The 24124-nt window shown below is 39.3% G+C and carries 25 protein-coding genes; 12 read left to right on the top strand and 13 right to left on the bottom strand.

Annotated features, from left to right (window positions below):
• From LEP1GSC202_RS12095 to rplU, 9 genes are all read right to left on the bottom strand, one after another.
• Positions 1-1158 carry a LytR C-terminal domain-containing protein gene (locus tag LEP1GSC202_RS12095; protein ID WP_015678042.1) on the bottom strand — a complete coding sequence of 386 codons (1158 nt, stop codon included), beginning with the start codon at positions 1156-1158 and terminating at the stop codon, positions 1-3.
• A complete protein-coding gene (gene yqeK, locus LEP1GSC202_RS12090) occupies positions 1159-1764 on the bottom strand; it encodes a bis(5'-nucleosyl)-tetraphosphatase (symmetrical) YqeK (protein ID WP_135636853.1) in 606 nt (201 codons plus the stop codon).
• A complete protein-coding gene (locus LEP1GSC202_RS12085; RefSeq protein WP_015678289.1) occupies positions 1764-2378 on the bottom strand; it encodes a nicotinate-nicotinamide nucleotide adenylyltransferase in 615 nt (204 codons plus the stop codon). Before LEP1GSC202_RS12085 ends, yqeK begins: the two co-directional genes overlap by 1 nt.
• Before the next feature lies 1 nt (position 2379).
• Positions 2380-3645: a glutamate-5-semialdehyde dehydrogenase gene (locus LEP1GSC202_RS12080; protein ID WP_015678108.1), complete on the bottom strand. Its 1266-nt coding sequence runs from the start codon at positions 3643-3645 to the stop codon at positions 2380-2382.
• A 3-nt stretch (positions 3646-3648) separates the two neighbouring features.
• Positions 3649-4515: a glutamate 5-kinase gene (gene proB / locus LEP1GSC202_RS12075; protein WP_015678157.1), complete on the bottom strand. Its 867-nt coding sequence runs from the start codon at positions 4513-4515 to the stop codon at positions 3649-3651.
• Positions 4502-5527: a GTPase ObgE gene (obgE, locus tag LEP1GSC202_RS12070; RefSeq protein WP_015678199.1), complete on the bottom strand. Its 1026-nt coding sequence runs from the start codon at positions 5525-5527 to the stop codon at positions 4502-4504. Before obgE ends, proB begins: the two co-directional genes overlap by 14 nt.
• A gap of 77 nt (positions 5528-5604) precedes the next feature.
• Positions 5605-5862 (bottom strand): 50S ribosomal protein L27, encoded by a 258-nt coding sequence (rpmA, locus tag LEP1GSC202_RS12065; protein ID WP_015678054.1) that lies wholly within the window; start codon positions 5860-5862, stop codon positions 5605-5607.
• A gap of 3 nt (positions 5863-5865) precedes the next feature.
• Positions 5866-6195, bottom strand: coding sequence for a ribosomal-processing cysteine protease Prp (locus LEP1GSC202_RS12060; protein WP_015678163.1), 330 nt, complete (start codon positions 6193-6195; stop codon positions 5866-5868).
• Positions 6196-6504, bottom strand: coding sequence for a 50S ribosomal protein L21 (gene rplU / locus LEP1GSC202_RS12055; protein WP_012388757.1), 309 nt, complete (start codon positions 6502-6504; stop codon positions 6196-6198).
• 118 nt (positions 6505-6622) lie between these two features.
• On the opposite strand from rplU, the gene typA reads away from it, so the two are divergent.
• Positions 6623-8425: a translational GTPase TypA gene (gene typA, locus LEP1GSC202_RS12050; RefSeq protein ID WP_039928969.1), complete on the top strand. Its 1803-nt coding sequence runs from the start codon at positions 6623-6625 to the stop codon at positions 8423-8425.
• A gap of 149 nt (positions 8426-8574) precedes the next feature.
• Here the strand turns inward: typA and LEP1GSC202_RS12045 are convergent, their stop codons facing one another.
• Together LEP1GSC202_RS12045 and LEP1GSC202_RS12040 are read right to left on the bottom strand one after the other, a co-directional pair.
• Positions 8575-10023 carry an AsmA family protein gene (locus LEP1GSC202_RS12045; RefSeq protein WP_015678260.1) on the bottom strand — a complete coding sequence of 483 codons (1449 nt, stop codon included), beginning with the start codon at positions 10021-10023 and terminating at the stop codon, positions 8575-8577.
• Between the two features lie 70 nt (positions 10024-10093).
• Positions 10094-10522, bottom strand: a complete 429-nt coding sequence (locus LEP1GSC202_RS12040; RefSeq protein WP_015678230.1) for a hypothetical protein — start codon at positions 10520-10522, stop codon at positions 10094-10096.
• A gap of 47 nt (positions 10523-10569) precedes the next feature.
• On the opposite strand from LEP1GSC202_RS12040, the gene LEP1GSC202_RS12035 reads away from it, so the two are divergent.
• The 4 genes from LEP1GSC202_RS12035 to LEP1GSC202_RS12020 all read left to right on the top strand — a co-directional run bounded on the left by LEP1GSC202_RS12035 (position 10570) and on the right by LEP1GSC202_RS12020 (position 15685).
• Entirely contained in the window at positions 10570-11574 is a 1005-nt protein-coding gene (locus tag LEP1GSC202_RS12035; RefSeq protein WP_015678095.1) for a hypothetical protein, read from the top strand.
• A gap of 174 nt (positions 11575-11748) precedes the next feature.
• A complete protein-coding gene (locus LEP1GSC202_RS12030) occupies positions 11749-13569 on the top strand; it encodes a GAF domain-containing SpoIIE family protein phosphatase (RefSeq protein ID WP_015678245.1) in 1821 nt (606 codons plus the stop codon).
• A gap of 10 nt (positions 13570-13579) precedes the next feature.
• A complete protein-coding gene (locus LEP1GSC202_RS12025) occupies positions 13580-15007 on the top strand; it encodes an ammonium transporter (RefSeq protein ID WP_015678359.1) in 1428 nt (475 codons plus the stop codon).
• 39 nt (positions 15008-15046) lie between these two features.
• The gene (locus LEP1GSC202_RS12020; protein WP_015677959.1) at positions 15047-15685 is read left to right on the top strand and encodes an LIC11874 family lipoprotein; all 639 of its coding nucleotides are present in this window, start codon (positions 15047-15049) and stop codon (positions 15683-15685) included.
• 2 nt (positions 15686-15687) lie between these two features.
• Here LEP1GSC202_RS12020 and LEP1GSC202_RS12015 read toward each other — a convergent pair whose 3' ends face one another.
• The gene (locus LEP1GSC202_RS12015; RefSeq protein WP_015678251.1) at positions 15688-16434 is read right to left on the bottom strand and encodes a menaquinone biosynthetic enzyme MqnA/MqnD family protein; all 747 of its coding nucleotides are present in this window, start codon (positions 16432-16434) and stop codon (positions 15688-15690) included.
• 34 nt (positions 16435-16468) lie between these two features.
• On the opposite strand from LEP1GSC202_RS12015, the gene LEP1GSC202_RS12010 reads away from it, so the two are divergent.
• Positions 16469-17365: a CheR family methyltransferase gene (locus LEP1GSC202_RS12010; RefSeq protein ID WP_051125360.1), complete on the top strand. Its 897-nt coding sequence runs from the start codon at positions 16469-16471 to the stop codon at positions 17363-17365.
• A 5-nt stretch (positions 17366-17370) separates the two neighbouring features.
• Here the strand turns inward: LEP1GSC202_RS12010 and LEP1GSC202_RS12005 are convergent, their stop codons facing one another.
• Positions 17371-17886, bottom strand: a complete 516-nt coding sequence (locus LEP1GSC202_RS12005) for an HIT family protein (protein WP_015678125.1) — start codon at positions 17884-17886, stop codon at positions 17371-17373.
• A 72-nt stretch (positions 17887-17958) separates the two neighbouring features.
• Between LEP1GSC202_RS12005 and rsmH the strand changes: the two genes are divergently transcribed.
• From rsmH to LEP1GSC202_RS11975, 6 genes are read left to right on the top strand one after another with little or no spacing between them, the layout of a single operon-like run.
• Entirely contained in the window at positions 17959-18903 is a 945-nt protein-coding gene (gene rsmH, locus LEP1GSC202_RS12000) for a 16S rRNA (cytosine(1402)-N(4))-methyltransferase RsmH (RefSeq protein ID WP_015678046.1), read from the top strand.
• Positions 18891-19247 carry a hypothetical protein gene (locus tag LEP1GSC202_RS11995; protein ID WP_015678007.1) on the top strand — a complete coding sequence of 119 codons (357 nt, stop codon included), beginning with the start codon at positions 18891-18893 and terminating at the stop codon, positions 19245-19247. Before rsmH ends, LEP1GSC202_RS11995 begins: the two co-directional genes overlap by 13 nt.
• A complete protein-coding gene (locus LEP1GSC202_RS11990; protein WP_015677967.1) occupies positions 19244-20770 on the top strand; it encodes a UDP-N-acetylmuramoyl-L-alanyl-D-glutamate--2,6-diaminopimelate ligase in 1527 nt (508 codons plus the stop codon). The genes LEP1GSC202_RS11995 and LEP1GSC202_RS11990 overlap by 4 nt, the downstream gene beginning before the upstream one ends.
• A 10-nt stretch (positions 20771-20780) precedes the next feature.
• Positions 20781-21893 (top strand): phospho-N-acetylmuramoyl-pentapeptide-transferase, encoded by a 1113-nt coding sequence (gene mraY / locus LEP1GSC202_RS11985; RefSeq protein ID WP_015678059.1) that lies wholly within the window; start codon positions 20781-20783, stop codon positions 21891-21893.
• Positions 21893-23041 carry an FtsW/RodA/SpoVE family cell cycle protein gene (locus LEP1GSC202_RS11980; RefSeq protein ID WP_039928968.1) on the top strand — a complete coding sequence of 383 codons (1149 nt, stop codon included), beginning with the start codon at positions 21893-21895 and terminating at the stop codon, positions 23039-23041. Before mraY ends, LEP1GSC202_RS11980 begins: the two co-directional genes overlap by 1 nt.
• Complete coding sequence (locus tag LEP1GSC202_RS11975; RefSeq protein WP_015678110.1) at positions 23038-24123, top strand: UDP-N-acetylglucosamine--N-acetylmuramyl-(pentapeptide) pyrophosphoryl-undecaprenol N-acetylglucosamine transferase; 1086 nt, start codon at positions 23038-23040, stop codon at positions 24121-24123. Before LEP1GSC202_RS11980 ends, LEP1GSC202_RS11975 begins: the two co-directional genes overlap by 4 nt.
• The last annotated feature ends 1 nt before the right edge of the window (position 24124 follow it).

Below are 24124 nucleotides of genomic sequence, written 5' to 3'. Positions count from 1 at the left end.
TTAATCCTTAGAATTTTGAAAGTCTTCCCCGACAATGACAGTAGCATCTAGGCCTAAATCTTTCCTTAAGGAAAAGAATACCTTTCTACCTTGGAATGTATCTGAGATCATATCTGTATAATGTGTATTTCCGGAGCGATTTAAAATGACTGTGGATTTAAAATTTGAATCCCATGCGTTTTCAACGGTGAGTACTTTCAGACCCTTATCAGTGAGTAATACTTTTCCATATTTGGCAAGCCCATTTTTAGATGTTCCGTTAAGGACCTCAATCCTAGCTCGTTCTCCTTCCGCAAAGGCTGGGGAACGCAAATCACTTGAAAATTTAAAAAAAGCAACTTTGATTGTTTCTTCATTGGCCTTGATGACTTGATCCTTGGACTTCAATCGTGCCACAGGTTCTCCTGGAACTTCGGAAACACCAAATTGTAATTTTTCTTTTTTTAAGAAATCGAAAAAGGTTTCCCATTCTTTTTGTGACATGTTCGTTGTCATTTGGCTATGTAGGTAAATCAGTTTCTGTTTTCCGATTAAATCTCTCTTTTCATGAATTGTTTCCAAAAGGGTTAACATAACCGTTTCTTGAATTTCTAATCTACGAAAGTAAGATAAAATGGAATCATCAGCCAAAGAACTCATCCAATCAAAACAATCTTGGCCATCCAAAAGATACGATTCTTTGTTTCTAGAATAGTTTTGTGTCATGTGTAATGACTTAGGTTCAAAAAATAAATGTAAGCCACCGAGTAGATTGACCCAATTTTGAAACTGTTCTTTGGTCCAAACAATCTTATATGGAATATTGGAATCTAGAGTATCTTCTAGTACTGACTCTACGTAAGATGGAGCTCCATTTCCTTTTTCCTTTAAAGATTTTTCTCCGTCATCAAAACTAGTTTTAGGATTTACGAAAAAAAGTGCTGCTTTCTTCTCATTTGGATAAAACTCAGCATACATGGAAAATAAATATTCTTCTTTATCACCGAGTACGGAGAATAGAATGGGCATTCGTTTGCTTTGCGCAAATTTCTGATCTAGTGAAAACCCTGTCTTCGATTTTAGGACTAAAAAAAGTAATGCAAATAAAAAAAATGAACCAGCTGCTATCAGGAGTGTTTTGGCAGGGATGGTTTGTTTTTTGGGGGCTTCGCGTAACATCTATTTGGTTTCCTTTAGGGATTGTAATGCATGGTTGTAAGTAAAAAATGTATTTGGATGGATGACTTCTTTTTTTTCCATAAGAAAGGAGATTGTTTGAAATGCTTTCATAAAAATTCCAAAATATAAGTTTTCCTCAGTTTTTTGAATCCAATTTGGTAACTCGGATTGTTTTTGGCAAAAATCAGATCCTAAAAAATCGGCTGCATACACGATTTGGTCGAGGAGTGTGGGACTTAAGCTGCCCAAGGTATGGTTTTGGATGGCAGAATGGATTTCTTTGTCATAAAATCCAAATTCTCTCTGTAAAAACAAAGGAGCTGAATAAGCATGGTAGGCTTGTTTAGGAATACTGTCTACATTCAGCGAAAATTCGGAGAATAAAGATTCATGTATTTCCCATTTTTTTTGTTTGGTGGTGTCGTGAACCAAACCTGCCAAATAGGCTCTTTTAGGATCTGGGAAAAAATGGAATTTAGCCAATTGCTCTGCAAATTTTGCCACTCTTTTGATATGCTCCCACCTGGTATCCGTTACATGGTTTGGCACTTCCGATTCAAAAAAATGAATCCATTCGTCTGTTGTTTTTGTGACAAAACGACTCATCATCCCTGGGAATCCTTAGAATTCTTTTGAAGTAAATAGGAATCATACAGAACCTTTGTTTTTGGTTTTACTGCATCCGTTCCCCATTCGAATGGAGGTTTTTCTCTCAATTCACTACTACTCATAACATGTATAGGATTGTCCAAAACCAAAAGTTTACTGATCTCTAGGTATTTCGGCATTTGAATTGGTAATGGAGGATTCGTATAACGCCTTACCACAATTAAAAATTGGGTTAAATTTAAAATTTCTTCATACGATTTCCATTTTTCAAAGGTGGGTAAATTGTCTTCTCCTACGACTAAGGATATCCTTTTGTTTGGCTCTATTCTTTGCAGTGCCTTCAAAGTATCAATGGTATAACTGATCTCAGCTTTTCGAATCTCTTCATCCCAAAGGATTACATCTTTCGATAAGATCGATTCAAATTCAGTTTTGCATAAATTCCAAATTTCTTCCGTTGAAAACTTTTTTACATTTTGTTTGAATGGCGAAATGGAATTGGGGCAAATGTATATTTTTGCCTTTGGAAATTCTTTTTGTAAGATGGTAATCACATGCCTGTGCCCGACGTGAGGAGGATAAAAACTTCCACCAAACAATATCACATCCATTTTACCCTCGGACTTGACCTTTTCCTGTTACGTATGTCGTAGTCGTCGTTAGGTGGATAAGTCCCATAGGCCCACGTACATGAAGTTTACCGGTAGAAATTCCTACCTCTGCTCCAAGTCCATATTCACCACCGTCATGAAAACGAGTGGAACAATTTACAAAGATAGCTGCACTGTCCAATCCTTGTTGAAATGTTTGGATTTCAGAAACATTTTCCGAAACAATGCATTCCGTATGACCCGAACTGTATTTTTGGATATTTTTTATCGCTTCTGTTACGGAATCTACAAGCTTTATACTAAGTCTAGTATCTAAAAATTCTGTATAAAAATCTTCCTCTGACGCTTGTTTTGCGCTTGGGAATATTTTGGTAATTGATAAATCACCTAAAATTTGTATTCCCGCATTCTCTAAATCAATCAATAATTGTTTTAGATTTGGAAAATCTTTATGAATGAATAAATTTTCTAAAGCATTACAAACACCGGGTCTTTGTACTTTCGAATTGATTAGAATTGGAAGAACGATTTCTGGATTTGCTTCGTTTGATACATATAAATTGGTAACACCTTTGTCGTGTTTGATGACAGGAATTTTACTATTTTCTGATACAAAACGAATGAGTGCCTCACCTCCACGTGGGACAATTACATCAATTAGTTCTTCCAGTTGGAAAAAGGGAATCATTACTTCTCGATTTGTATTTTCAACAAAACTTACCACTTCCTTGGAGATACCTTGCAAATTTGATTCTTCAATGGCCTTGTGGAATAAGGAAGAAAGGATCAAATTGGAATGGAAGGCTTCACTTCCACCACGTAAAATACATGCATTTCCTGATTTAAAAGACAATGAGGCAATGTCCACGATGACATTTGGTCTAGATTCAAAAATGGTCATGACAACACCGATGGGAACTCGTTTTGTGAGGAGTTCCAAACCATTGGGAAGGATGGTACCACGAACGACTTCACCCACGGGATCTGGTAAGTTTCGTATCTCTTCGATGCTTTTTGCCATAGCTCTGATTCGTTTGGAATCGAGTAAGAGGCGGTCCATCATGGAGGAAGATAAATGTTTCTCTTTTCCATTTTGTAAGTCTATTTGGTTTTTTTCTATGATTTGCGATTCGTTTGCAAGCAAGAGACCTTCCATTTTATGCAATACCGCATTTTTTTGTATGGTGGTGAGTTGTTTTAAAGCACGGCTAGCCTCTTTCGCATTCGTGGCAATGGTTTTTGCATAAGTATTGTAGTCTTCAGCCATAATTTACTCCGTAGAAAAAGAAAAGAAGTGAGATTGGATTTCAGACGCTGTGGGGATGCGATGTGGATAATTTCCATTGCCTATCAGCGTTCCAAAAGTTTCCTTTGTAAAAAATTCTGCAATTGCGTGTTTCTTTTCACCATTTACAATGCCAGTTTTGATTCCGAATGGTAACAATAGTTTTGCGGCATTGATTTTCGTAAACATACCACCTGTTCCTGGTCCTGATGGTCCCGTTGCTAGTGACTCGGTTTCCTTGGATATCTCTGTGAATAAATCGATTTTTTCTTTCCCATTTAAAAATCCATCCACACCTGTGAGGATAAGGAGTAGGTCAGCTCCCACGATGGAAGCTACAATGGCAGAAAGGATATCGTTATCTCCTAAATTGATTTCTTCGGTAGAGACAGAATCGTTTTCATTGACGATGGGTAAAATTCCCCAATCGAGAAGTTGGCGAAAAGTTTGTTTGAGGTTAGAAAAACTTTTTTCTTCGTTTAAGTCTTTTCTGCCAAAAAGGATTTGGGCAATCGGAATGTTCACGCGACTGAAAAAACTTTCGTATAGATTGAGAAGTTTATTTTGGCCCATGGCAGCAAGGGCTTGTTTTTCAGCTAATGTTGTTTTTCCATTTGGAATTGTTTCTCGTCCGTTTTCTTCAGCTAAAAGTTTTTTCCCTTGGGCAATTGCCCCAGAAGAAACAAGGATCACTTCTTTCCCTTGGTCGCGAAGAGACCGAATGTCGCCAACTAAATCATATAAAAAATCATTAATTTTTGATTCTTCGCCAGATACACGTGCGCTTCCTATTTTAATAACAATGAGTTTTGCTTTCTTTATGGAATCTAAAAAATCCTTACGTGTTTTCATAAACTAACTTTGCTTTTTCGGGAAAAAATACTTTATCAATCCGCTCGAGTAAATAATCTAAATTGAATTCTTTGTCTGCGGAAATACAAATGATTTCCCCTAAATGGGAATACTTTTTTTGTATTTCTTCGGTAAAACTAGGATCATTATCCCAAATGTCCATTTTGTTGATCACAAGCAGGAATTTTTTTTGGAGTAGGGAATCATTATAATTTCCTAATTCACTTCGTAGCATTTCCAATTCTTCTTCTAGTTGTAAATTCCCACCATCAAAAAGGAATAAGATCCCTTGCACTCTTTCAATGTGTTTGAGAAAACTGATCCCAAGGCCAACACCTTTGGATGCCCCTTCGATGATTCCCGGAATATCAGCTACTGTATAACGGAATAAGTCTTCATGTCTATGCACCACACCAAGGTTAGGGGAAAGGGTAGTGAACGCATAACCGGCAATTTTGGGATGGGCATGGGTAATTTTGGCGAGTAGGGTCGACTTACCAGCGTTAGGAAGGCCAACAATTCCAATATCGGCTAATAATTTTAATTCTAAACGTAAGGAAAATGCGCCACCATCTTCTCCAGGTTGGCTATAGCGAGGCGCTTGTTGGACAGAAGTTTTAAAAAAAGTATTCCCTTTGCCACCTCGACCTCCGGTAGCAATTGTAAAACTTTCACCATCATGATTAAAGTCGTAGATAAGCTCCATGGTTACGGCATCGATGATCTGGGTACCAATGGGAACTTTTAGGATGAGGTCCTCTCCATTTTTTCCATTTCGGTTTTGACCAAGCCCTGGTTCACCATCTTCTGCCGCATACATTCGATCAGGCAGGTAATTTTCCAAGGTCATCATCCGACCTTCCGCAACGAAGATCACATCACCGCCTTTGCCTCCGTCACCACCATCAGGTCCTCCAAATTCAACAAATTTCTCTTTATGGAAATGGACAGAACCTGCCCCTCCGTGTCCGGCTCGAATATGGATGGGTACTTCGTCGATAAATCCGCTCATAATGTCCTTTGGTCAAAAAAAAACCCGTTAAAGGGAATCCTAAAACGGGTTTTGTCCTCTCTTTTGTGAGAGAGGAATTAAGCTTTCGGGTAAACGGAGATTTGTTGTCTTTCTTTGGTTACATGTTCGAAAGTCACAACCCCGTCAACGAGTGCATACAGAGTATGGTCACGACCAATCCCTACGTTTTTTCCAGGTTTGTATTCAGTTCCTCTTTGGCGAACGATGATGTTTCCAGCAATTGCTTGTTGGCCACCGTAAACTTTTACACCAAGTCTTTTCGATACCGAATCACGACCGTTCTTTGTGGATCCCCCACCTTTTTTTGTAGCCATTGTTTACCCCTTTATTAGTTCGTCGTGGATGGAAATCGCAGATGCATGAGAGTGTTCTAAACTTTTTAGTCCAAATTCCACCATCGAAAGTAGGTTTTGGAAACCATCCCTTTTGTCCGGTTTGACTAAAAACGATAGATAACCGTCTCTTTTTGTTTCCGATTCCAAACTGCCTTGTGATGCTAAAAACGAGTGAGCACTCTGAACGAGAGTGGAGACCCCTGCACACAAAAGATTTTCGCCTTTCGAACCTAAGTCCGTTGGAGAATGCCCTTCCAGTTGGATTCCTGCGATTTTCCCTCCTAAATCTTTAAAAATTGTACTATAAATCAATTAACCGCTGATCGAAACCACTTGTAGTTTTTGGAGTTGTTGTCTGTGGCCCCAAGACTTCTTGTAGTTCTTTCTTTTTTTGTATTTGAAACCGTGGATTTTTTCACCCTTACAGTCTTCCAATACCTTTAAAGTAACTTTGGCGCCAGACAATGCTGGGGAACCGATGTTCACTTTGTTATTATCGGAAAGGAGTAGGACTTTCGTTTCTACTGTGCTTCCAACCGTGTTTCCTGTTTTTTCTGCGACGAATACCTGGTCAGGAGACACTTTAAATTGTTTGGCTCCAAGTTCAATGATGGCGAACATATAACTATCCTAATCTCTTTCTCGAATGTAGTTCTTACCAGGATTTCTGACAGGCACCTCTTGTCAAACTGAAATCCCCATTTACAGCCAAAGTGGATTGGAATTTCTGGTAAAAACAATGGAAATTCGCAACATCGCCATCATCGCACACGTCGACCACGGTAAGACGACACTCACAGATTGTATCCTTCGCCATACGGGCGCCGTAACCGCAAAAGAAGACCGAGAAAGAATCATGGATTCCAATGCATTGGAACAAGAAAAAGGGATCACCATCCTTGCCAAGAACACTTCGGTAAAGTACAAAGGCACACGCATTAATATCGTAGACACTCCAGGCCATGCTGACTTCGGAGGAGAAGTGGAACGAGTTCTGTCCATGACAGACTGTACATTACTTCTTGTCGATGCTTTCGACGGACCGATGCCACAAACTCGATTCGTTTTGGGAAAATCACTCCAACTTGGACATAAACCAATCGTTGTTGTGAACAAAGTTGACCGTGAGGGGGCAAGGCCAGGGTATTCAGTAGACAAAGTATTTGATTTGTTTAGTGATTTAGGTGCCACCGAAGAGCAGTTAGACTTCCCAATTGTGTATGCCTCGGCGAAACAAGGTTGGGCAGTGAATGATCTTTCAGAAGTTCCTGGTGTGAACATTGAACCAATCCTTGATAAAGTTCTTGCCCACGTTCCTCCTGTAAAACGAGACAGTGACAAAGCACTCCAATTCCAAGTCACAGCTTTGGATTATAATGAATATGTAGGTCGTATCGCCATTGGTAAAATCTACCAAGGAACCATGAAAAAAGGTGCAGACGTTACCCTTGCAAAAACCAATGGAACCACTGCAAATTATAAAATTACAAAATTGTATGGATATGAAGGACTCACTCGTTATGAAATCGATGAAGCAGGTTCTGGAGATATCGTAGCAATGGCTGGGATCCCGGACGTATTCATTGGGGATACCGTTTGTGATTTAGGAAATCCACTCCCACTTCCTGCCATCCAAGTAGAAGAGCCTACTGTATCCATGTTCTTTATGGTCAACAACTCTCCGTTTGCTGGTAAAGAAGGAAAGTTTGTCACAACACGTAACCTCCGCGAACGTTTGGATCGAGAGCTCGAAACCAACGTAGCACTTCGTTTGGAAGAAACAGAAGACAAAGATCGTTTTAAAATTTTAGGACGTGGAGAACTCCACTTGTCCATCCTCATAGAAAACATGAGACGAGAAGGTTACGAACTCCAAGTTTCCAGACCAGAAGTGATCATCAAACACAACGAAGCTGGTGAAAAAATCGAACCGTATGAAACCCTCGTGATGGACTTACCTGACCAGTACACAGGTGCAGTCATCCAAGAGTTAAACCGCCGTAAGGGGGAACTCACAGGAATGGATGCCCATACTTCAGGGATCACACGCGTGGAATACATCATCCCAACAAGAGGGATCATTGGATTTAGAGGCCACTTCATTTCGGAAACTCGAGGAGAAGGGGTGATGTCTAGCCGTTTCCTTCGTTTTGATAAATACAAAGGTGAGATTCCTGGTCGTAAAAACGGAGCTCTTATCTCTATGGACTCAGGTGAATCAACAGCGTATGCACTCTGGAAGGTACAGGAACGTGGAGACCTTTTCATTGAACCACAAGTTGCCGTTTACCCTGGTATGATCCTTGGAATGAACAGCAGGGATTCTGATTTGGAAGTGAACCCAGTGCGTGAGAAAAAACTCACAAACGTAAGGGCTTCTGGTTCTGATGAGGCCATCCGCCTTGTGCCACCAAAGAAACTCACCTTGGAACAATCGATTGAATTTTTGGATGATGATGAATTGTTAGAAGTCACTCCACAAAGCTTGCGACTCCGTAAAAAAGTGTTGGATTCCAATATGAGAAAAAGATCTAATAAATAAGGATCGGTTCTTTAAAAAACAAACCCAAGATGCTGAAAGAGCCTTTCGATCAGCGTTTTGGTATCTAATCCAAAAGGGACCGAAACGAACTTACTCGCCGGTCCCTTTTTTGTACCTAGATATGCCGTTTCGGTTTTATCCCAATACGATTAAAATCCTAATCCCTTTAAGGCATCACCTGCACCAGGGATTTTTTTCAAAGCATCACCAGCTTTCCCTTTGATCACTTCTTTTACGGCTCCACCGACGAGATCTGTGAGAGTGCCAAGTCCCACTCCCAGTTCTACATTTGGATTACGGATATCGCCGTAGGTGCGAAACGGTATGAACAAACGGTCATCCTTTACTAAATTCCCAACAATTTTATTGCGGAGTGCTTTTGGGTCCCCTTGGCCTTTTGTGGCTTGTTTGATTTTTTCATCCACTGATGCGAGGGATTTTTTAGACTCATCTTCATCATACAACATTCCCATTCTCATTTCATGGTAATTGGTAGTTGTTACGATGTATGAACCTTTCGTGATTTGCAAGTCATAATTTTTTGTAGGGAATGTAGGTTCGTCAAGGAAGGTAACCTTACCGTTGCTATATTCTACTTTAAAACTGACATCTTTTTTTAGTTCTGCTTTTTCTTTGAGTTTGTCAAGTTTGAGACCTGCTTGGTTCAACGCAGGTAACTCACCAGCGATTGCATCAAAGGCAGCAAATCCAGAAAGAAACGAATCTTCTTTCATGGTGACTTCATAAATCACCTTTGGATTCACAAGTCCAGTTTTAACAACAAAAGGAGTGACCTTTCCACCTGTTTCGAGTAAAAATTTTGCCGCTTCTTTTTTGTTCCTTCCAATGATTGTGACATCGGCATCAAAATTCACATCTAAACTGTTATGCGAAGCGAGATCACTGCCATCGATATCAATATCAGTAATTTCCAAATCTAATTTTTGAACGAGAATTTGTTGGCCCGTTTTACGCATGTTAACTTGTATGTTCCCTTCTTGGATGCCAACAAGTCCCATTTTGATGGCAATGGGAACATCTTTGATGGAAAAGGGACCCGAAGGGGGGGCACTCGCTTTTTCTTTTGCTTCTTCTTCCTCGGCAGCTTTTTTTTCCGCTAAGGCTTCGGGAGAGAGAGCTGGATTTTTTTCCCCATCCACAATTTTAGGAGTTTTGAAAAGGGATGTTAAATTATTTCCTCCATCTTCATTCATGGTGAGGGAAATTTCTGGTTGTTTTAACACCAATTTGTTGACCTTAATCGTTTTGGTTAACAAGGCAAGGAAAGATATTTTTACATCTACTTTGCCAAATTGGATCGTTCCTTTTGGTTTCGATTTTCTTTCGTCCAGTGGAGTTCCTTTGTTTGCGACTTCATCTCTTGGTGCAAGGACGATACCTTCAATTTCTATCCCCGATAAAACATTAAAAAGATTGATATTTACTTTTTCGACATGGGCACGAACGTTTAAGGATGATTCGATTTGTTTTACCAGAAAACTTGGAGTGATGATACTCCCAGCTAAAACAAATGCGATGATAATGATTAGAAGAATTGCGCCAAAAAATGCTCCAATTCCATAACCTATTTTTTTCATGGTGACTCCTAATTCCAACTAAAACGGTGGACTAGAACATATAGAGATTTAGGAATCTGTAAAGTAGAATTTAGTTTAAAAATCTGACAGAACTAATGATATTTGTTAATTGTTGGAAAAGTTCATCCCCCACTTCTTCGTCGGAATTGTAAGTGAGTAAAATCATCCTTTCTTTATTGGCTACCATATACACCATCCAAACTCGATCTTCCCTCATAAATTCACAAGCACGGATGGATGAACCTTCGTTGTTTTCAAATACGGCTACCTTTTCCGGGTCATAATCAATTTCATGTATTTTTAAATAGTTTTCTAGTTCTTTATCAATGTCGAAATATTCGGCTTTGGATTCAAAAGCGTAAACTTGTAAGGCACCACCACCATCTGGGTGAAAAAAAGCGGGAATCTCTTCCACAACCATATGTTCCCAAGAAACTGGAAACAGAAAGGAATACCAACCTTGCGGGGAACGAAATTGTTTGTACATTGGTTTTGTCATGAGAAATCCCTTTTCTTTCCAGTAAATCTATGAAGGAATGGCAGTAAATGATTTTCAAATCAAAATGGGTAGGAGTGATTTTCCTTTTTTCTCTCTCCACATTTCCCTTTTCTTCGATATTCGCTCAAATTTCAGGTTTCGATGTAACCTATCCTTCAGCCTATTTGTTAGGTTTATCATCCCAAGGTGTTGTCAGTAACAACCAAATGGGAAGTTTATATGGAAATACTGCTTTTTTGTCCTACCAATCGAAACATATTTTAGATGTTTCGGTAAACGGTAGTCATGCGAATGGAAAAATTTCGCCATTGTACTTATCGGGTGCAGGGTACTATTCATTTTCTGAATCCTTGGGATTTGGACTCCGGGGAAAACCAGTTTATTTACGTTCTTTCCCATCTGATGAACGTTATTCCAATTATGCCTTCCAAACCTTTGCCAACTGGAAATTAAATCCATACATTAGTTTTGGTCTGCAAATTGGCCCAAGTGTATCAGGGCGATTGGGTGGATATAGTTCTTATTCTTGGAATGTATCTATTTCCACAGCCATTCAATATGAGAACTTTCGTTTTGGATTCCTTTTCGAATCACCGGGCAAATATCGTTTTGATGAATACTTAGGATCTGAAAGGCTTAAAGAAAAACTCCCCGAACGGGCATTAGTTGGCTTTGGATACCTATGGAGTGATTGGATTTTTTTGCAATTAGAGTTGTCTAGAAAATTTTACGAACAAACCAGCGTGAGTTTAAATAATTCAAACCAATACATTGCATATCCAATCCGAACGATGTATTCGGGTAATGTAAGTTTGGCGATTGGAAAACCAGAAGGGTTTCAGTTTTTAACTGGTGTCGGAAAAGAAATTCGAATGGAAACAGAATTACGTGGATTTTATACAGCTTCTTTGGGAGTTGCTGGTTCATTATTTCCCAATTGGTTTGGGGAAGGCTATCTCTATGCAGTTTCCATCCAAAGATCAGGGATCAGTGTGCCAGAAAGGGAAGGTGCGGAAACCAGAATGGCAGCCCAACTCCAGGTCCAGTTCTAATTACGAACATCATTTGCTTATAATATAAGCAAATTGGTTGATTTCCATAAACACAGTCCAGACGATTTGTACGGAATCTCTCCAGTTTGTAGAGAAATATAGGATAATTTTACTTCTTTAGGCGAGATGCATCGTCGGTACGATACTTGCATCTAAAGGAGAAAGGTATCCAATATGGTTGATTTCAAAGTTTCCAAACGAATGCTCGTCAACTTCCGCGGACAGAACAAAGTTGTGGGAGGATTAACAGACAAAGATAAAATTGCAATCCTCCTTTATATCTCCAAAGAATTTGCCAACTTAGATAGAGAAGACCAACTCTTTTCCAAGGTCATCCTGATTTGTCAGGAGATTTTCGAATCAGATAACACGACACTCCGCTTATGGGATGGTGAATTTTTAGTCCCAGTAAAGTTTGTGAAAGAAACGGAACCTCCACGCAGGAATTTAACGAGTGGAGAAGGGTATTCGGGAACCGTTTTTGAAACGAAAGAACCAATGCTCGTCAATGATCTTTCACGTTCAGCGCATTACTTTGATGAGGGGGAAAAAACGAAATCAGTAATGTGTGTTCCCATCATGCAAAAGGAAGAGATATTAGGTACTCTTGCTGTGGAAAGTGAAAGGGAAAACTTTTACATCATCGATGATTTAGAAATTCTAGAAGCATTAACTTCCCAACTCGCACTTGCTCTTTATGGGGTACGCCTCATTGAAGGGCTTGTGACAGCAAGGGCAAGAGAAGCTGCCATCCTCAACCAATTAGAATGGGATTTGAAAATGGGTCGCAATGTCCAAAGTCAAATCTTACCTCAAGACTTAAGTGCATGGAATGGAATCTATTTTGCAAGTCACTATGAACCAATGGCAGAAGTGAGTGGAGATTTAGTAGACATTGTCAGACAAGGCCACTCGTTAACAGCGATTAACATCGATGTATCAGGGCATGGAATTCCCGCAGCCCTTGTTACGATGGCAATCCACCACCAATTCAGACGGTCGGTTATGGCAGGTCTTGGACTTACCGAAATCATGGAAGAATTAGGTGAAAAATTACGGGAGCAACTCCCGGAATCCACATACTTCACAGCCTTTATGGTACGGATTTTTAGTGATTATACCTTTGGGTATGTAAACGCGGGCCACCAAAGGATGTTACATTACAAGGCATCTGATGATACCTTCATACAATATGATACCAAAGGGGTCCCCCTTGGAATTTTACCTGTTCGGAAAGCTGATTATGAGGAAAAACAAGGGAAACTTGAACCAGGAGACTTTCTATTATTAATCTCTGATGGGTTTAGCGAACAAAGGAACCACTTAAAAGACGAAGTGGGTGTGGAAAGGATCCAATCCTGGTTGCATGATGAACGAGAAAAACTTGTGATCGAAGGTAGGGGAAAAGTTGATTTAAAAAAACTATCTGCTTCCTTTATCAAACGTTTTCGGGCTTACCAAGGGGAAGTTCCAAATGGAGACGATTTGAGTTTCCTCTTTTTATATTGTGGAGATTCGATTCCTGAAGCTTCGCATTACATCCAATTAGCGAAACAATCCAATTCCAAAATGAAAATGGAAGAAGCATATGCACAAGCGCTCAAAGCATTTAGCATTGATTCTTCTTTAAAAGAAATTTTGGTTTTTCTTGGCAAAATGTATTACCGCGATGGCAAATACAAAGAGGCGATTCGGTATTTAGAGGAATACTTACGAACCTCAGGTGATAATACTGCTGCTTCCCATTTTATGATGGGGAGAGCTTATTACAAAGCAGGAATGATATCAGAGGCAAAACGTGCCCTAAAGATGGCTCTTTCGAGTGATCATAGTTTTGCCAAAGCAAGTATTTTACTTGCTCAATGTTATTTGAAAGAAAATGCGAAACCAAAAGCAATCAAGGTATTGCAACAAGGCGTAAAAAACACACCTCAAAGTTTAGAATTAAAATCTTCACTTCTGAGATTAGAGTCACATACCCAAAAAGCCAGTTAAGGAAAGTTATATGAAACATTTCGGAGTATATTTTACAATTATTGCCCTTTTATTCTTTAGCAGTTTGAGTGCTGAAACCGTGGCAGTTGGTGAAAAAGAAAGCCTTGAATCTTTGGCAAAAGATTTAGCGGATATCAAAACCTCTCTTGCCGAAACTAAGTTGGCACTTGAAACGACAAAACAAGAAGCCAATTGGGTTTGGACATGTATTGCTGCGTTTTTAGTTTTTTTTATGCAAGCTGGTTTTGCCTATGTGGAAGCTGGTTTTACGAGAGCAAAAAATGCCGTGAACATCCTTATGAAAAACTTCTCCGACTTAACCGTTGGTGCAATCGCCTATTGGCTCATTGGATTTTCGATTATGTTTGGTCCACAAGTATTGGATGGATTTGGAATTGGGGTTCCTTCGTTTGCAGAATCTCTCATCAATGCGGAAGATGGGAGTATGGACCCAGGCAAATATACGTTTTTTATCTTCCAAATTGTTTTTGCTGCCACAGCGGCCACCATTGTTTCGGGAGCCATGGCGGAACGAACTAAGTTTTCTGCTTACCTAATTTTTTCCGTGATCATCACTGCCTTCATTTATCCTGTATTTGGTTCCCTTGCTTGGGGAAGTTTACTTGGAATTTCGACTGGATTTTTAGAAACACTTGGTCTTGGGGGCGGAGAAGGTGTAGGGTTTCATGATTTTGCAGGTTCCACAGTGGTGCATAGCATCGGTGCTTGGGCAGGTCTTGCTGGTGCAATCGTTGTAGGTCCTAGGATGGGGAAATTCCAAACTGATGGGAGGGTATATCCGATCTTAGGTCATAACATGTCGATGGCAGCCCTAGGTGTTTTCATTTTATGGTTTGGTTGGTTTGGATTTAACCCAGGTTCAACGACATCCATCGAGGGAGGAAGTTTTGCTAAAATTGCAGTGGTTACCCATATGGCAGCTTGTGCGGGAGCCCTCAGTGCTATGGCGCTCACTTGGTATCTTTTCAAAAAACCTGAAATTGGACTCACGCTGAATGGTGGCCTTGCGGGACTTGTGGCCATCACTGCCCCTTGTGATAACGTGAGCATTCTCGGTTCTGTCATCATTGGACTGGTTGCAGGGATTCTTGTCATCATCTCAGTTCTCTTTTTGGACAATCGGAAAATCGACGATCCTGTGGGTGCGGTTTCCGTGCATGGAGTGTGTGGGGCCTGGGGCACATTGGCCTATGGATTGTTTAGTTTGGATACGGGACTCTTTTATGGAGCCGGTTTTGCACAATTTGCTGCACAAGCCATTGGAGTGGCCACAGCATTCTTTTGGGCATTCCCAGTAAGTTTACTTATGTTTTACCTCATTAAAAAAACTGTAGGACTTCGTGTTTCGGAAGAAGAAGAACTGTTAGGTTTGGATATCCTCGAACACGGGAACGAAGCCTATCCTGTTTCGAAATAGTCCTTGACCCTAGATTTTCTCTATGGGGAAGTCTAGGGTGTGTTCCGTTTTGTTTTATTTTTACTCGTTTTTTGTTATGGATGTTTTGAATACGAAGAGACCATTCTCTTTCGCAAATTGAGTTCCGGGACGGTCGAAATCTCATACACTGTCCCTCTCAAAAAAGATTCAAACGAATCCCTTGTAAAATTTTTACCAACATCAAAAGAAGAAATCCTAACATCTGTTAAGAAGAAATCAAACAATAATTTACAAGTAAGGGATTTTACTTTTCGTGAATTAGAAAAATCTGAAACCACCGATATGTATTTCAAACGCAAAGGTAAGGTATCTTACAAGTTAGACTTTGAAGACCCAACCCACTTAGAAGGTGTTCTCATCGGAACCTTTACAATCAAAACAAAACCTCGCTCCCTATCGGTTAAACGAGATTTTCCCAATCTCACAGACAATGCGATTTTAGATTCGAGTGCTGGTGAAAAAAAAATCATTTCAGAGACTTCTCGTTTGCTAAGAGAAGGAAAAATCCAATTTAAAGTTTTATTTCCAAAAGATTCCGAATGCAGTTCTAACAGAGGTTTTATTGGACTTGGGAATTTGATTTACCAAATTCCCTTGCAAGATACTTTAGAAAATCCGGAATCAAAATCTTGGGAATACAAAATCCGATTTTTTTAATTTTAAAGTAATTTCAATTCTTTAGCCGTTTGGATGAAAAGAGAGAACCCCTCCAAATTCTTTTTTTCGGGGATAAAGTGTAACTCTTGTTTTAGGTAACGATCTGTGATGGCAATGGGAAGTCGTTTTTCCTCACTGATGATGTTTGGAAGTTCTTTTAAACCATATTCCAAAGCTGTCAAAAAAATTTGATTGTCCCATTGTTTTCCTTTTGGGTAAGCCCAAAACGCAAAACAGAAATAGAGCCCGGTGATCCGGTTCCACCATTCCGCCAAGTCCACAACTTGGTAACCGGGGACAGGAGTTTGCAAAAGGGCATGGTCACCAAATAACAAATGAGAACCTTTTCCTTCTTCCATCATCAATGAAATCTCTTTTGCATCAGTTGGAATCACTTCCACCATTTTTCCATATTCCAAGTGGAATAAACATTGGAGGAGGCAAACACTGGACCGAGAGCCTTTGTCGGTAAAAACTTGTTTGGGAACCCCTGATTCCGTTTCATTTTGGAAATATAAAACAGACCGAACGATATCCCTTGCACATACTCCTACAATTTTGGTATGGTCGAACTGATCCTCGTTGCGGACACATTCGATCGAAGAGACGAGCGCACAGTCAAGTTCTCCCTTTTTTAGGAGTTCAATGAGAACACTTGGGTTCTCATACACGGGAATAAACGCAGGCGACCTTTCAAAATAGAGGGTGAGGGGACGCGCATTTAGGTGTTTTACGATGCCAATCTTCATGAATGAACCTTTATTAGAAAAAACAACTTGTCAGATGGAAAAAACTCTGTTGAATCTTCGTGAGGGCAAATTGGACTTTCGAACATCTTTAAACACAATCGGTGATGCCGAGTTTGAATTCATCAAAAATTTAGTGTACAAACAAGCTGGAATTTTCCTAGCTCCGCACAAAAAGATCATGGTGCAATCCAGGCTGAATGCAAGGTTACGTACACTTGGGATCCCTAGTTTTGAAGACTATGTGGCAAAATTAAAACTAGATCAAAATTTTGCGACCCAAGAGATGCAAGAACTCATCAATCGCATAACAACGAATAAAACTGATTTTTTCCGCGAAAACCATCACTTTGAATTTCTTAAAAATGATTATTTCCCTCAATTGGAAAAACTCGCAAGTGAAACAGGAGCCCCAAAAACATTACGGATATGGTGTTCGGCTTCATCCACTGGAGAAGAGCCGTATTCGATTGCCATCACAGTGTATGATTATTTCCAAAATAAGCCTGGTTGGAATTGTAAGATTTATGCATCAGACATTGATACACAAGTCCTAATGACGGCAAAAAAAGGAGTGTATCGGGATGATAGGTTAGAACCAGTCTCCGAGGCCTTAAAGAAAAAACACTTCAACGAATTCAAAGAGAAAGACCATGTTTATTTTGAAGTAAAACCTCACCTCAAGGCCCTCGTTGACTTTCGCCAAATCAATTTGTTACACTTTCCATTTCCGATCACAGACAAACTCGATTTGATATTTTGTAGGAACGTGGTGATTTACTTTGATAAGCCCACACAAAAGACCTTATTTCAAAATTTTGAAGTGAGTTTAAAACCCAAAGGGTATTTGATCCTTGGCCATTCGGAGACCATGTTTGGAATCTCAGACCAATTTAAGTTCCTTGGGCATACCATTTACCAAAAGAAAGTGTAATGGAATTAGTCCTCTTCCAGCACCCAAAGTTTTTTTAGGTCTTCCCACATTTGGTAAGGTTCATAGATGACGATCCTTGTATTGGATAAAACGTCGAGAAATCCTGCCTCATTGGGAAACCTAGGGACAATGTGTTCATGTATATGAGGGATGGAACCACCACTGTTTTTGCCAAGATTATAACCCGTATTGAACCCTTGCACCTTCCATTGTTTCTCTAAAATCCGCATGGTTTTTTGAGTTAACTGGTGGATGTCCAAAGCCTCTTCATCCGAAAGTTCCAAATAACTGATGATATGGCGTTTCGGGAAAATGATGATGTGCCCTGGGTTGTAAGGAAATAAATTAATCGAAACAATGGAAAGTTTCGTTTCCGCAATGGTGAGATTCGGGACAATTTCATTTCGATCCCGGACCCCACAAAGGATACATTCCACATTGGGTCTGTCCCCTTTGGCATATCCCAATTTACCAACACTAAATAAGTTTTTACGAATGGAATGCTCTTCAAAGGAACTCATCGATACTTTCAATCTCAGGAAAGGATTAAAGGATTGCAAGGATTTTGACAGGAATACAGTAAGAAAGTAACAGTGTTAGAATCTCCTCACATACCCGTCCTTCCGAGTGAAGTCATTGCCCTCCTACAACAGACAAAAAGCCCAAATCCAAAATGGTTTTTAGATGGAACGGCAGGAGAAGGTGGTCATTCCAAACTCATCTTAAAAACCTTTCCCGAAGCAAATTTAATCTTAATCGACCGTGATGCAGTGATGTTGGAACGGGCAAAAAAAGAAATCTTAAGAGAGCTTGGATCCCTCGAGAGAGTCCATGCATTTCAAATGAATTTTTCAGAAGTGGATGAATCGATCCTTTCGGAAGTTGGTTGTGAAGGTCTTGATGGGGCGCTCGTGGATCTTGGAGTATCCCTTTTCCATTTCCTCCATTCAGGGAGGGGATTTACGTTTAAAAATGAAGAACCTTTGGATATGCGACTCGAACCACAGGTCGGGATGAAAACGGCAGCCGATGTCGTGAACTATAGTTCCATCCTCCATTTAAAAAAAGTATTTTGGGAATATGGAGAAGAAAGATGGGCGCTAAAAATTGCAAATAACATCGTACAGACGAGACACAAAAAGAAATTTGAAACGAGTACAGACCTTGCAAAACTAGTAGAAGCATCCATTCCCAGAAAATTTTGGCCAAAAGAATCCCACCCCGCCACCAGGATATTCCAGGCTCTACGAATTGAAGTGAACGAAGAATTATTGCATGCTGACAAAGGCATTCGAGCCCTCGCAAAGGTTTTAAAGATTGGAGGTGTTCTTACTTGTATTTCCTTCCATTCTCTAGAAGACCGAATCGTCAAATGGACCTTTCGGGATCTAAAAGCAACTGACCATTTTGAAATCCTTACGAAAAAACCCATTTTACCGACAGACCAGGAAATCAAAGAAAACAGAGCATCTCGATCGGCAAAATTAAGAGGACTTATGAAAATACATCCGATAAAAGAAAATAGATGGGAAAAATGACACAATCAATCAAATCAATGCCTGGATTGGTTTTTGATTTTTTTGAACCAATCCAACCTTTTGTGGTCCTTTTCCCATTTCTTGGTTTTTTTTTCTTTCATGTTTGGCAAGGATTAGAGAAGGCAAAACTGCAAAGGACAATCCATGAAAGGAGTGCCACCAAAGAAGAGTTAAAAAGAAAAAATGACGAACTCAAAATTGGAATCGTATCCTACACTTCAGCCGAACGAATCGAAACTCTGTACCGAAGGACCTATCAATTTTTACCGATTAGTTTAGGCAACCGAACCGTCACCATTGAACTCCCACCCATTCCAGAGTCACCATCTAAAGTGAAACCATGAAACTCACAGATATCATCAAAAAAATTCCCGAAATCAAACTCATCCAAGGTGAACCAAACCTAGACATTCACTACGTTTGGGCAGACAGCCGTAAGTTAACCAATTCCGATTTATTCGTTTTGCCTGAAGGGAAGGATGAGGTCTTAGAATCTTACATCCAAATGGCTAGGGAAAAAGGTTGCCAAGTGATTTTGGTATCCAAACGCCAATTGAAACTAAAAGGATTACAATCATTTACAACAATTCTCGAATCAGAAGACCCGTTAGGTGACCTCCATGGAAAAATTGCATCGTTATTAGCAGGGTCACCTTCAAAAAAACTAAAGATCATCGGGATTACGGGAACCAATGGAAAAACATCCTTAACGTTTATCTTATTTCATATCGCAAAGAAACTTGGAAAAAAGGCAGCACTCATTGGAACTGTCCAAATCCAAATTTTGGATCGAATTTTAGAATCTGGATATACGACACCCGATGCCTCTTCTCTTAACTTGTTACTAAAAGAGATGTTAGAAGAAGGTGTGGAATATGTATTTATGGAAATGAGTAGCCATGGTTTAAAATTAGGCAGAGTGGCTGGCATTGAAATTACATGTGCGGGATTTACGAATCTAACACAAGACCACTTAGATTTCCATGAAAGTATGGAAGATTATTTTGAAAGTAAGTTTAAAATTTTCCAACTCCTCGAACAATCATCTGTAAAAAACAAATTTGGACTTGTGGCTGGAGATGTTTCTTTTGGGGAACGAATGATCCAAAAAATCAGAGAAACCAAACTCAAATCACCTATTTATATATTAGGTAAGTCAGGTGAGTTCCATTATAGTAACACCAAACTATCTTTACTTGGAAGTGAATATCGTTTTCATAAAAAAGAAAAAAATCTTCCTTTTATTGAAGTAAGAAGCATTCGCACGAATTTACTTGGTAATTTTAATGTTTTTAATACTGCATTCGCTTTATCGATTGCCTATGAGTTAGGGTTTCCATGGGAAGAAGTTGTTTCTGCAGTTGAATCCATTCCAACGGTTCCAGGACGTTTCCAAGTGGTTCCTTATCCTGATCGTTCTCGGATCGCTGTTGTTGATTACGCACATACACCAGATGCCCTTGAGAATATTCTAAAAAGTTGTGTGGAAATTGCTCCAAAACAACTCATTTGTTTGTTTGGTTGTGGTGGGGACAGGGATCGAACGAAACGACCACAAATGGCGAAAATTTCGGAAACTTACGCGGATTATGTGATCCTTACTTCTGACAATCCAAGAACTGAAAATCCAGATACCATATTGGATGAAATAGAAGCTGGGTTTTCCAGAGGATTCAAACGATATGAAAAGATTACTGATAGAAAACAGGCAATCAACAGAGCCGTTGCCCTTCTCGATCGAGATGGAATTTTGGTGGTTGCTGGCAAAGGCCATGAAACCTACCAAATTATCGGAAAAGAAAAAACTAAATTTGTAGATTTTGAAGAATTAGAGAAAGCTTTTTTAAATTTAAGTAGCGGAAGATAGAGGATACAGTATGTTCCAATGGATTTATGAAACATTTGGTAATGATTATGGTTTTTTAAGAGTGTTTAGTTATGTAACACTCCGCGCAATGATGGCAGGTCTCACATCCATGTTCATCACTTTTATCTTCGGAAAATCTTTGATTTCCTTTTTGTTATCATTAAAATTTCGAGAGTCCGTACGAAATGATGGCCCACAATCTCATGCTACCAAATCGGGAACGCCGACGATGGGTGGGCTTATCATGATTTTATCCCTTACCATTTCTACACTGTTATGGGGAAATTTATCCAATTTGAATGTGATTTTACTTTTAGTTTCTGCAATCCTTTTTGCAGGTCTTGGATTTACAGATGATTATATGAAATCAGTGAAAAAAATCAAAGGAGGGATGAGAGCTCGTACAAAATTCATTGTGACCATTCTCTTTGCCGTGACAATCACCACTTTGTATTTTTATTACACCGGAAAATCCAATACCAATGGGAACAAAGGAATTGTTTTTACAATTACTGATTTATTTTTACCATTTGTAAAGGGACCAGTTTGGAATTTAGGATTACTGGCAGTACCATTCGCCATACTTGTGTTAATTGGCAGTTCACATGCTGTGAATTTAACGGATGGACTAGATGGATTGGCTTCGGGCACCGTTGTCATTTCCACGGCAACGTTTGCATTGATCTCTTATGTTTCTGGCACACCTTCCGCCGCGAATTATTTACACATTCCTTACCTTCCTGGTTCCCATGAGTATTCTGTTTTTCTTGCAGGTTTATCTGGTGCCTTACTTGGTTTTTTATGGTTCAATTGCCATCCGGCTCAAGTGTTTATGGGAGACACAGGCTCACTCTTTTTAGGTTCTACACTTGGTTTAGTTGCCATCATGTTGAAAAAAGAAATTTTACTAGTAATACTTGGTGGGATTTTTGTAGCGGAAGCAGTGAGTGTGATTTTACAAGTTGGATCCTTTAAACTCACTGGAAAACGTATTTTTAAAATGGCTCCTCTCCACCATCATTTTGAACTATCGGGTTGGTCAGAAGAAAAAGTAGTGATCCGATTTTGGATCATTGGTATCATCCTTGCCATCATCACTTTATCTACATTAAAAATTCAATAATGGAATTGATCCGTTCCATAAAATCGATTTTAAGAATTGGTTCATCAAGGTTTGATGGACCTTTGCTTTTTTCGATGTTTTTATTATTTGGCATGGGAATCATTGTGATGTTTAGTGCATCAGTCATTCCTGCGGAACGAGAGTTTTCAGATTCATATTATTACCTAAAAAAACAATTGTTATGGGGTGGGATTGGTATATTTTTATTCCTAATTTTTTGCCAAATTCCATATCAGTTTTTGGTAAAATGGTCCTTTGTATTTTCCCTATTTAGTTTGTTACTACTCGTCGCCGTATTTATACCAGGATTAGGAAAATCTGTGGGAACAAGTTATGGTAGAAGTTTTAATCGTTGGATCCAAATAGCTGGTTTCCAAATCCAACCTTCTGAATTTGCCAAAATCAGCATTTTACTTTTCTCCTCTTATTTTTTTTACAATTTTGATTTTATGAAAATCAAATGGGATAGGAAAAAAATTATTTCTATTGTTGTTATATTTTTAACCCTTTTGCTGATCGTCATCGAACCTGCGTTTGGTACCACAGTTGAATTACTTTTAGTTTTATTTTTCTTTGTTTTACTTGCTGGTTTCCCTATGAAACGCCTTTTTATTTTGGGAGCCTCTGTCATTCCACTGCTTGTGGTTCTTGTCACACAAGTTGGTTACAGAAAAAAACGTTTGGAAATTTGGCTTGATCCTTACAAATTTCGTTTTGATGAAGGCCACCAATTGGTCACTAGTTTTCGTGCGTTTTTTGATGGGGCTACAACAGGAAAAGCTGTAGGAACAGGTTATGCGCACAGGTATTTAGCCTATAGCCATACTGACTTTGTTTTATCTTCTTTTGTAGAAGATTTTGGATTCCTTGGTTTTTTATTTTTTATCGTAGTTGTACTATTCCTTATGGTACGAATCTTTATGTTATTAGAGCGCACAAAAGATAAATTAGGATTTTTTTTGGGATCAGGGATTCTCATTTTATTCGGTTTTCAAACGATTTTGAACTTATTTGTAATCACTGGGATTGTACCTGTGACAGGGATCTCTCTTCCATTTATGAGTTATGGTGGTTCATCACTCCTCACAATTTTTATCCTCTTCGGAATTCTTGCCAACATTACGAGTAAAGAGAATTTGGTCGTATGAATGGATCTGTCGTGATAGCAGCAGGTGGGACAGGAGGTCATATCTCTCCAGGTGTGGCTCTTGCCGAAATCTTAAGTGAAAAAGCAAATGTGTTTGGATTTGATACGGTTTACATCCATTCTCTGGTTAGAAATAAGAATAACCCAGATCTTTTACAACCTCCTTGTGAAGTTTTATGGCACAATGTACCCCAAGTTGGAGGCCTAAAAACAATCTTCTATCCAATTTTATTTATCATTCCATTTATAAAAACCATCCTACGTTTTCGAAAACTGCGAGTGAATGCAGTCATCGGTATGGGTGGATATTCAAGTTTACCTGCAATTCTATATGCAATTTTATTTCGTAAACCCTTGTATTTATGTGAACAAAATTGTGTTCCCGGAAAAATCACGAGAGTCTTCTCCAGATTTGCCAAAAAAATTGCCTTTAGTTTTCCACTAGCAGAAGGATACCAAATCCCAGGAAAAACGATCGGAAATCCGATTCGTGGCCGTGTGATTCCGGAACATTTAAATATTAGGCAAAACGAAAATCTGCATGAAGGTAAAAAGAATACAATAAATGTTCTCGTGTTAGGTGGTTCTCAAGGAGCACGTCAGTTAAACCAAATGATTTTAAAGACAATGGAAAACCCAGAAATTGCCTCAAAATATAAATTTCGTTTATTAACAGGCACAAATCTTTACGAAGAAACAAAAAGTAGGGCCAGTGATGGAGCGGAAATTATTTCCTATGCAAATGATATGAAACCCAATTACGAATGGGCAAACTTAGTTGTGGCAAGGTCTGGTGCAGGTGTTATTGCGGAATGTTTGGTATTTGGGTTACCGATGATTCTTATCCCTTATCCTTTTGCAGCAGATAACCACCAAAAGGCGAATGCCAATTATTTAGAAAAAGAAGGGGCTGCAGTAACCATCCACTCTACAAGTGATGATCCAACGCCTCTCGTGAAGTATTTATTATCTTGGAAAGATAATTCAGAAGTGTTACGAGAAATGGGACATGTAAGTTTGGCTTTGTCAAATGTGAATGCCGCTTACCAAACCGTTTCCTATTTCTTTTCTGATCCAAAATAGG

The organism is Leptospira yanagawae serovar Saopaulo str. Sao Paulo = ATCC 700523, assembly GCF_000332475.2.
In the GTDB taxonomy this organism is placed as follows: Bacteria; Spirochaetota; Leptospiria; order Leptospirales; family Leptospiraceae; genus Leptospira_A; species Leptospira_A yanagawae.
Note: the sequence above shows the minus strand (reverse complement) of the source record. Positions and strands in the feature narration are given on the sequence as shown.

Bases quoted from the DNA above. Each gene is read 5' to 3' on its own strand.
- LEP1GSC202_RS12095 (WP_015678042.1), bottom strand. From the start codon at position 1,158: ATGTTACGCGAAGCCCCCAAAAAACAAACCATCCCTGCCAAAACACTC.
- yqeK (WP_135636853.1), bottom strand. From the start codon at position 1,764: ATGAGTCGTTTTGTCACAAAAACAACAGACGAATGGATTCATTTTTTT.
- LEP1GSC202_RS12085 (WP_015678289.1), bottom strand. From the start codon at position 2,378: ATGGATGTGATATTGTTTGGTGGAAGTTTTTATCCTCCTCACGTCGGG.
- LEP1GSC202_RS12080 (WP_015678108.1), bottom strand. From the start codon at position 3,645: ATGGCTGAAGACTACAATACTTATGCAAAAACCATTGCCACGAATGCG.
- proB (WP_015678157.1), bottom strand. From the start codon at position 4,515: ATGAAAACACGTAAGGATTTTTTAGATTCCATAAAGAAAGCAAAACTC.
- obgE (WP_015678199.1), bottom strand. From the start codon at position 5,527: ATGAGCGGATTTATCGACGAAGTACCCATCCATATTCGAGCCGGACAC.
- rpmA (WP_015678054.1), bottom strand. From the start codon at position 5,862: ATGGCTACAAAAAAAGGTGGGGGATCCACAAAGAACGGTCGTGATTCG.
- rplU (WP_012388757.1), bottom strand. From the start codon at position 6,504: ATGTTCGCCATCATTGAACTTGGAGCCAAACAATTTAAAGTGTCTCCT.
- typA (WP_039928969.1), top strand. From the start codon at position 6,623: ATGGAAATTCGCAACATCGCCATCATCGCACACGTCGACCACGGTAAG.
- LEP1GSC202_RS12045 (WP_015678260.1), bottom strand. From the start codon at position 10,023: ATGAAAAAAATAGGTTATGGAATTGGAGCATTTTTTGGCGCAATTCTT.
- LEP1GSC202_RS12040 (WP_015678230.1), bottom strand. From the start codon at position 10,522: ATGACAAAACCAATGTACAAACAATTTCGTTCCCCGCAAGGTTGGTAT.
- LEP1GSC202_RS12035 (WP_015678095.1), top strand. From the start codon at position 10,570: ATGATTTTCAAATCAAAATGGGTAGGAGTGATTTTCCTTTTTTCTCTC.
- LEP1GSC202_RS12030 (WP_015678245.1), top strand. From the start codon at position 11,749: ATGGTTGATTTCAAAGTTTCCAAACGAATGCTCGTCAACTTCCGCGGA.
- LEP1GSC202_RS12025 (WP_015678359.1), top strand. From the start codon at position 13,580: ATGAAACATTTCGGAGTATATTTTACAATTATTGCCCTTTTATTCTTT.
- LEP1GSC202_RS12015 (WP_015678251.1), bottom strand. From the start codon at position 16,434: ATGAAGATTGGCATCGTAAAACACCTAAATGCGCGTCCCCTCACCCTC.
- LEP1GSC202_RS12010 (WP_051125360.1), top strand. From the start codon at position 16,469: ATGGAAAAAACTCTGTTGAATCTTCGTGAGGGCAAATTGGACTTTCGA.
- LEP1GSC202_RS12005 (WP_015678125.1), bottom strand. From the start codon at position 17,886: ATGAGTTCCTTTGAAGAGCATTCCATTCGTAAAAACTTATTTAGTGTT.
- LEP1GSC202_RS11995 (WP_015678007.1), top strand. From the start codon at position 18,891: ATGGGAAAAATGACACAATCAATCAAATCAATGCCTGGATTGGTTTTT.
- LEP1GSC202_RS11990 (WP_015677967.1), top strand. From the start codon at position 19,244: ATGAAACTCACAGATATCATCAAAAAAATTCCCGAAATCAAACTCATC.
- mraY (WP_015678059.1), top strand. From the start codon at position 20,781: ATGTTCCAATGGATTTATGAAACATTTGGTAATGATTATGGTTTTTTA.
- LEP1GSC202_RS11980 (WP_039928968.1), top strand. From the start codon at position 21,893: ATGGAATTGATCCGTTCCATAAAATCGATTTTAAGAATTGGTTCATCA.
- LEP1GSC202_RS11975 (WP_015678110.1), top strand. From the start codon at position 23,038: ATGAATGGATCTGTCGTGATAGCAGCAGGTGGGACAGGAGGTCATATC.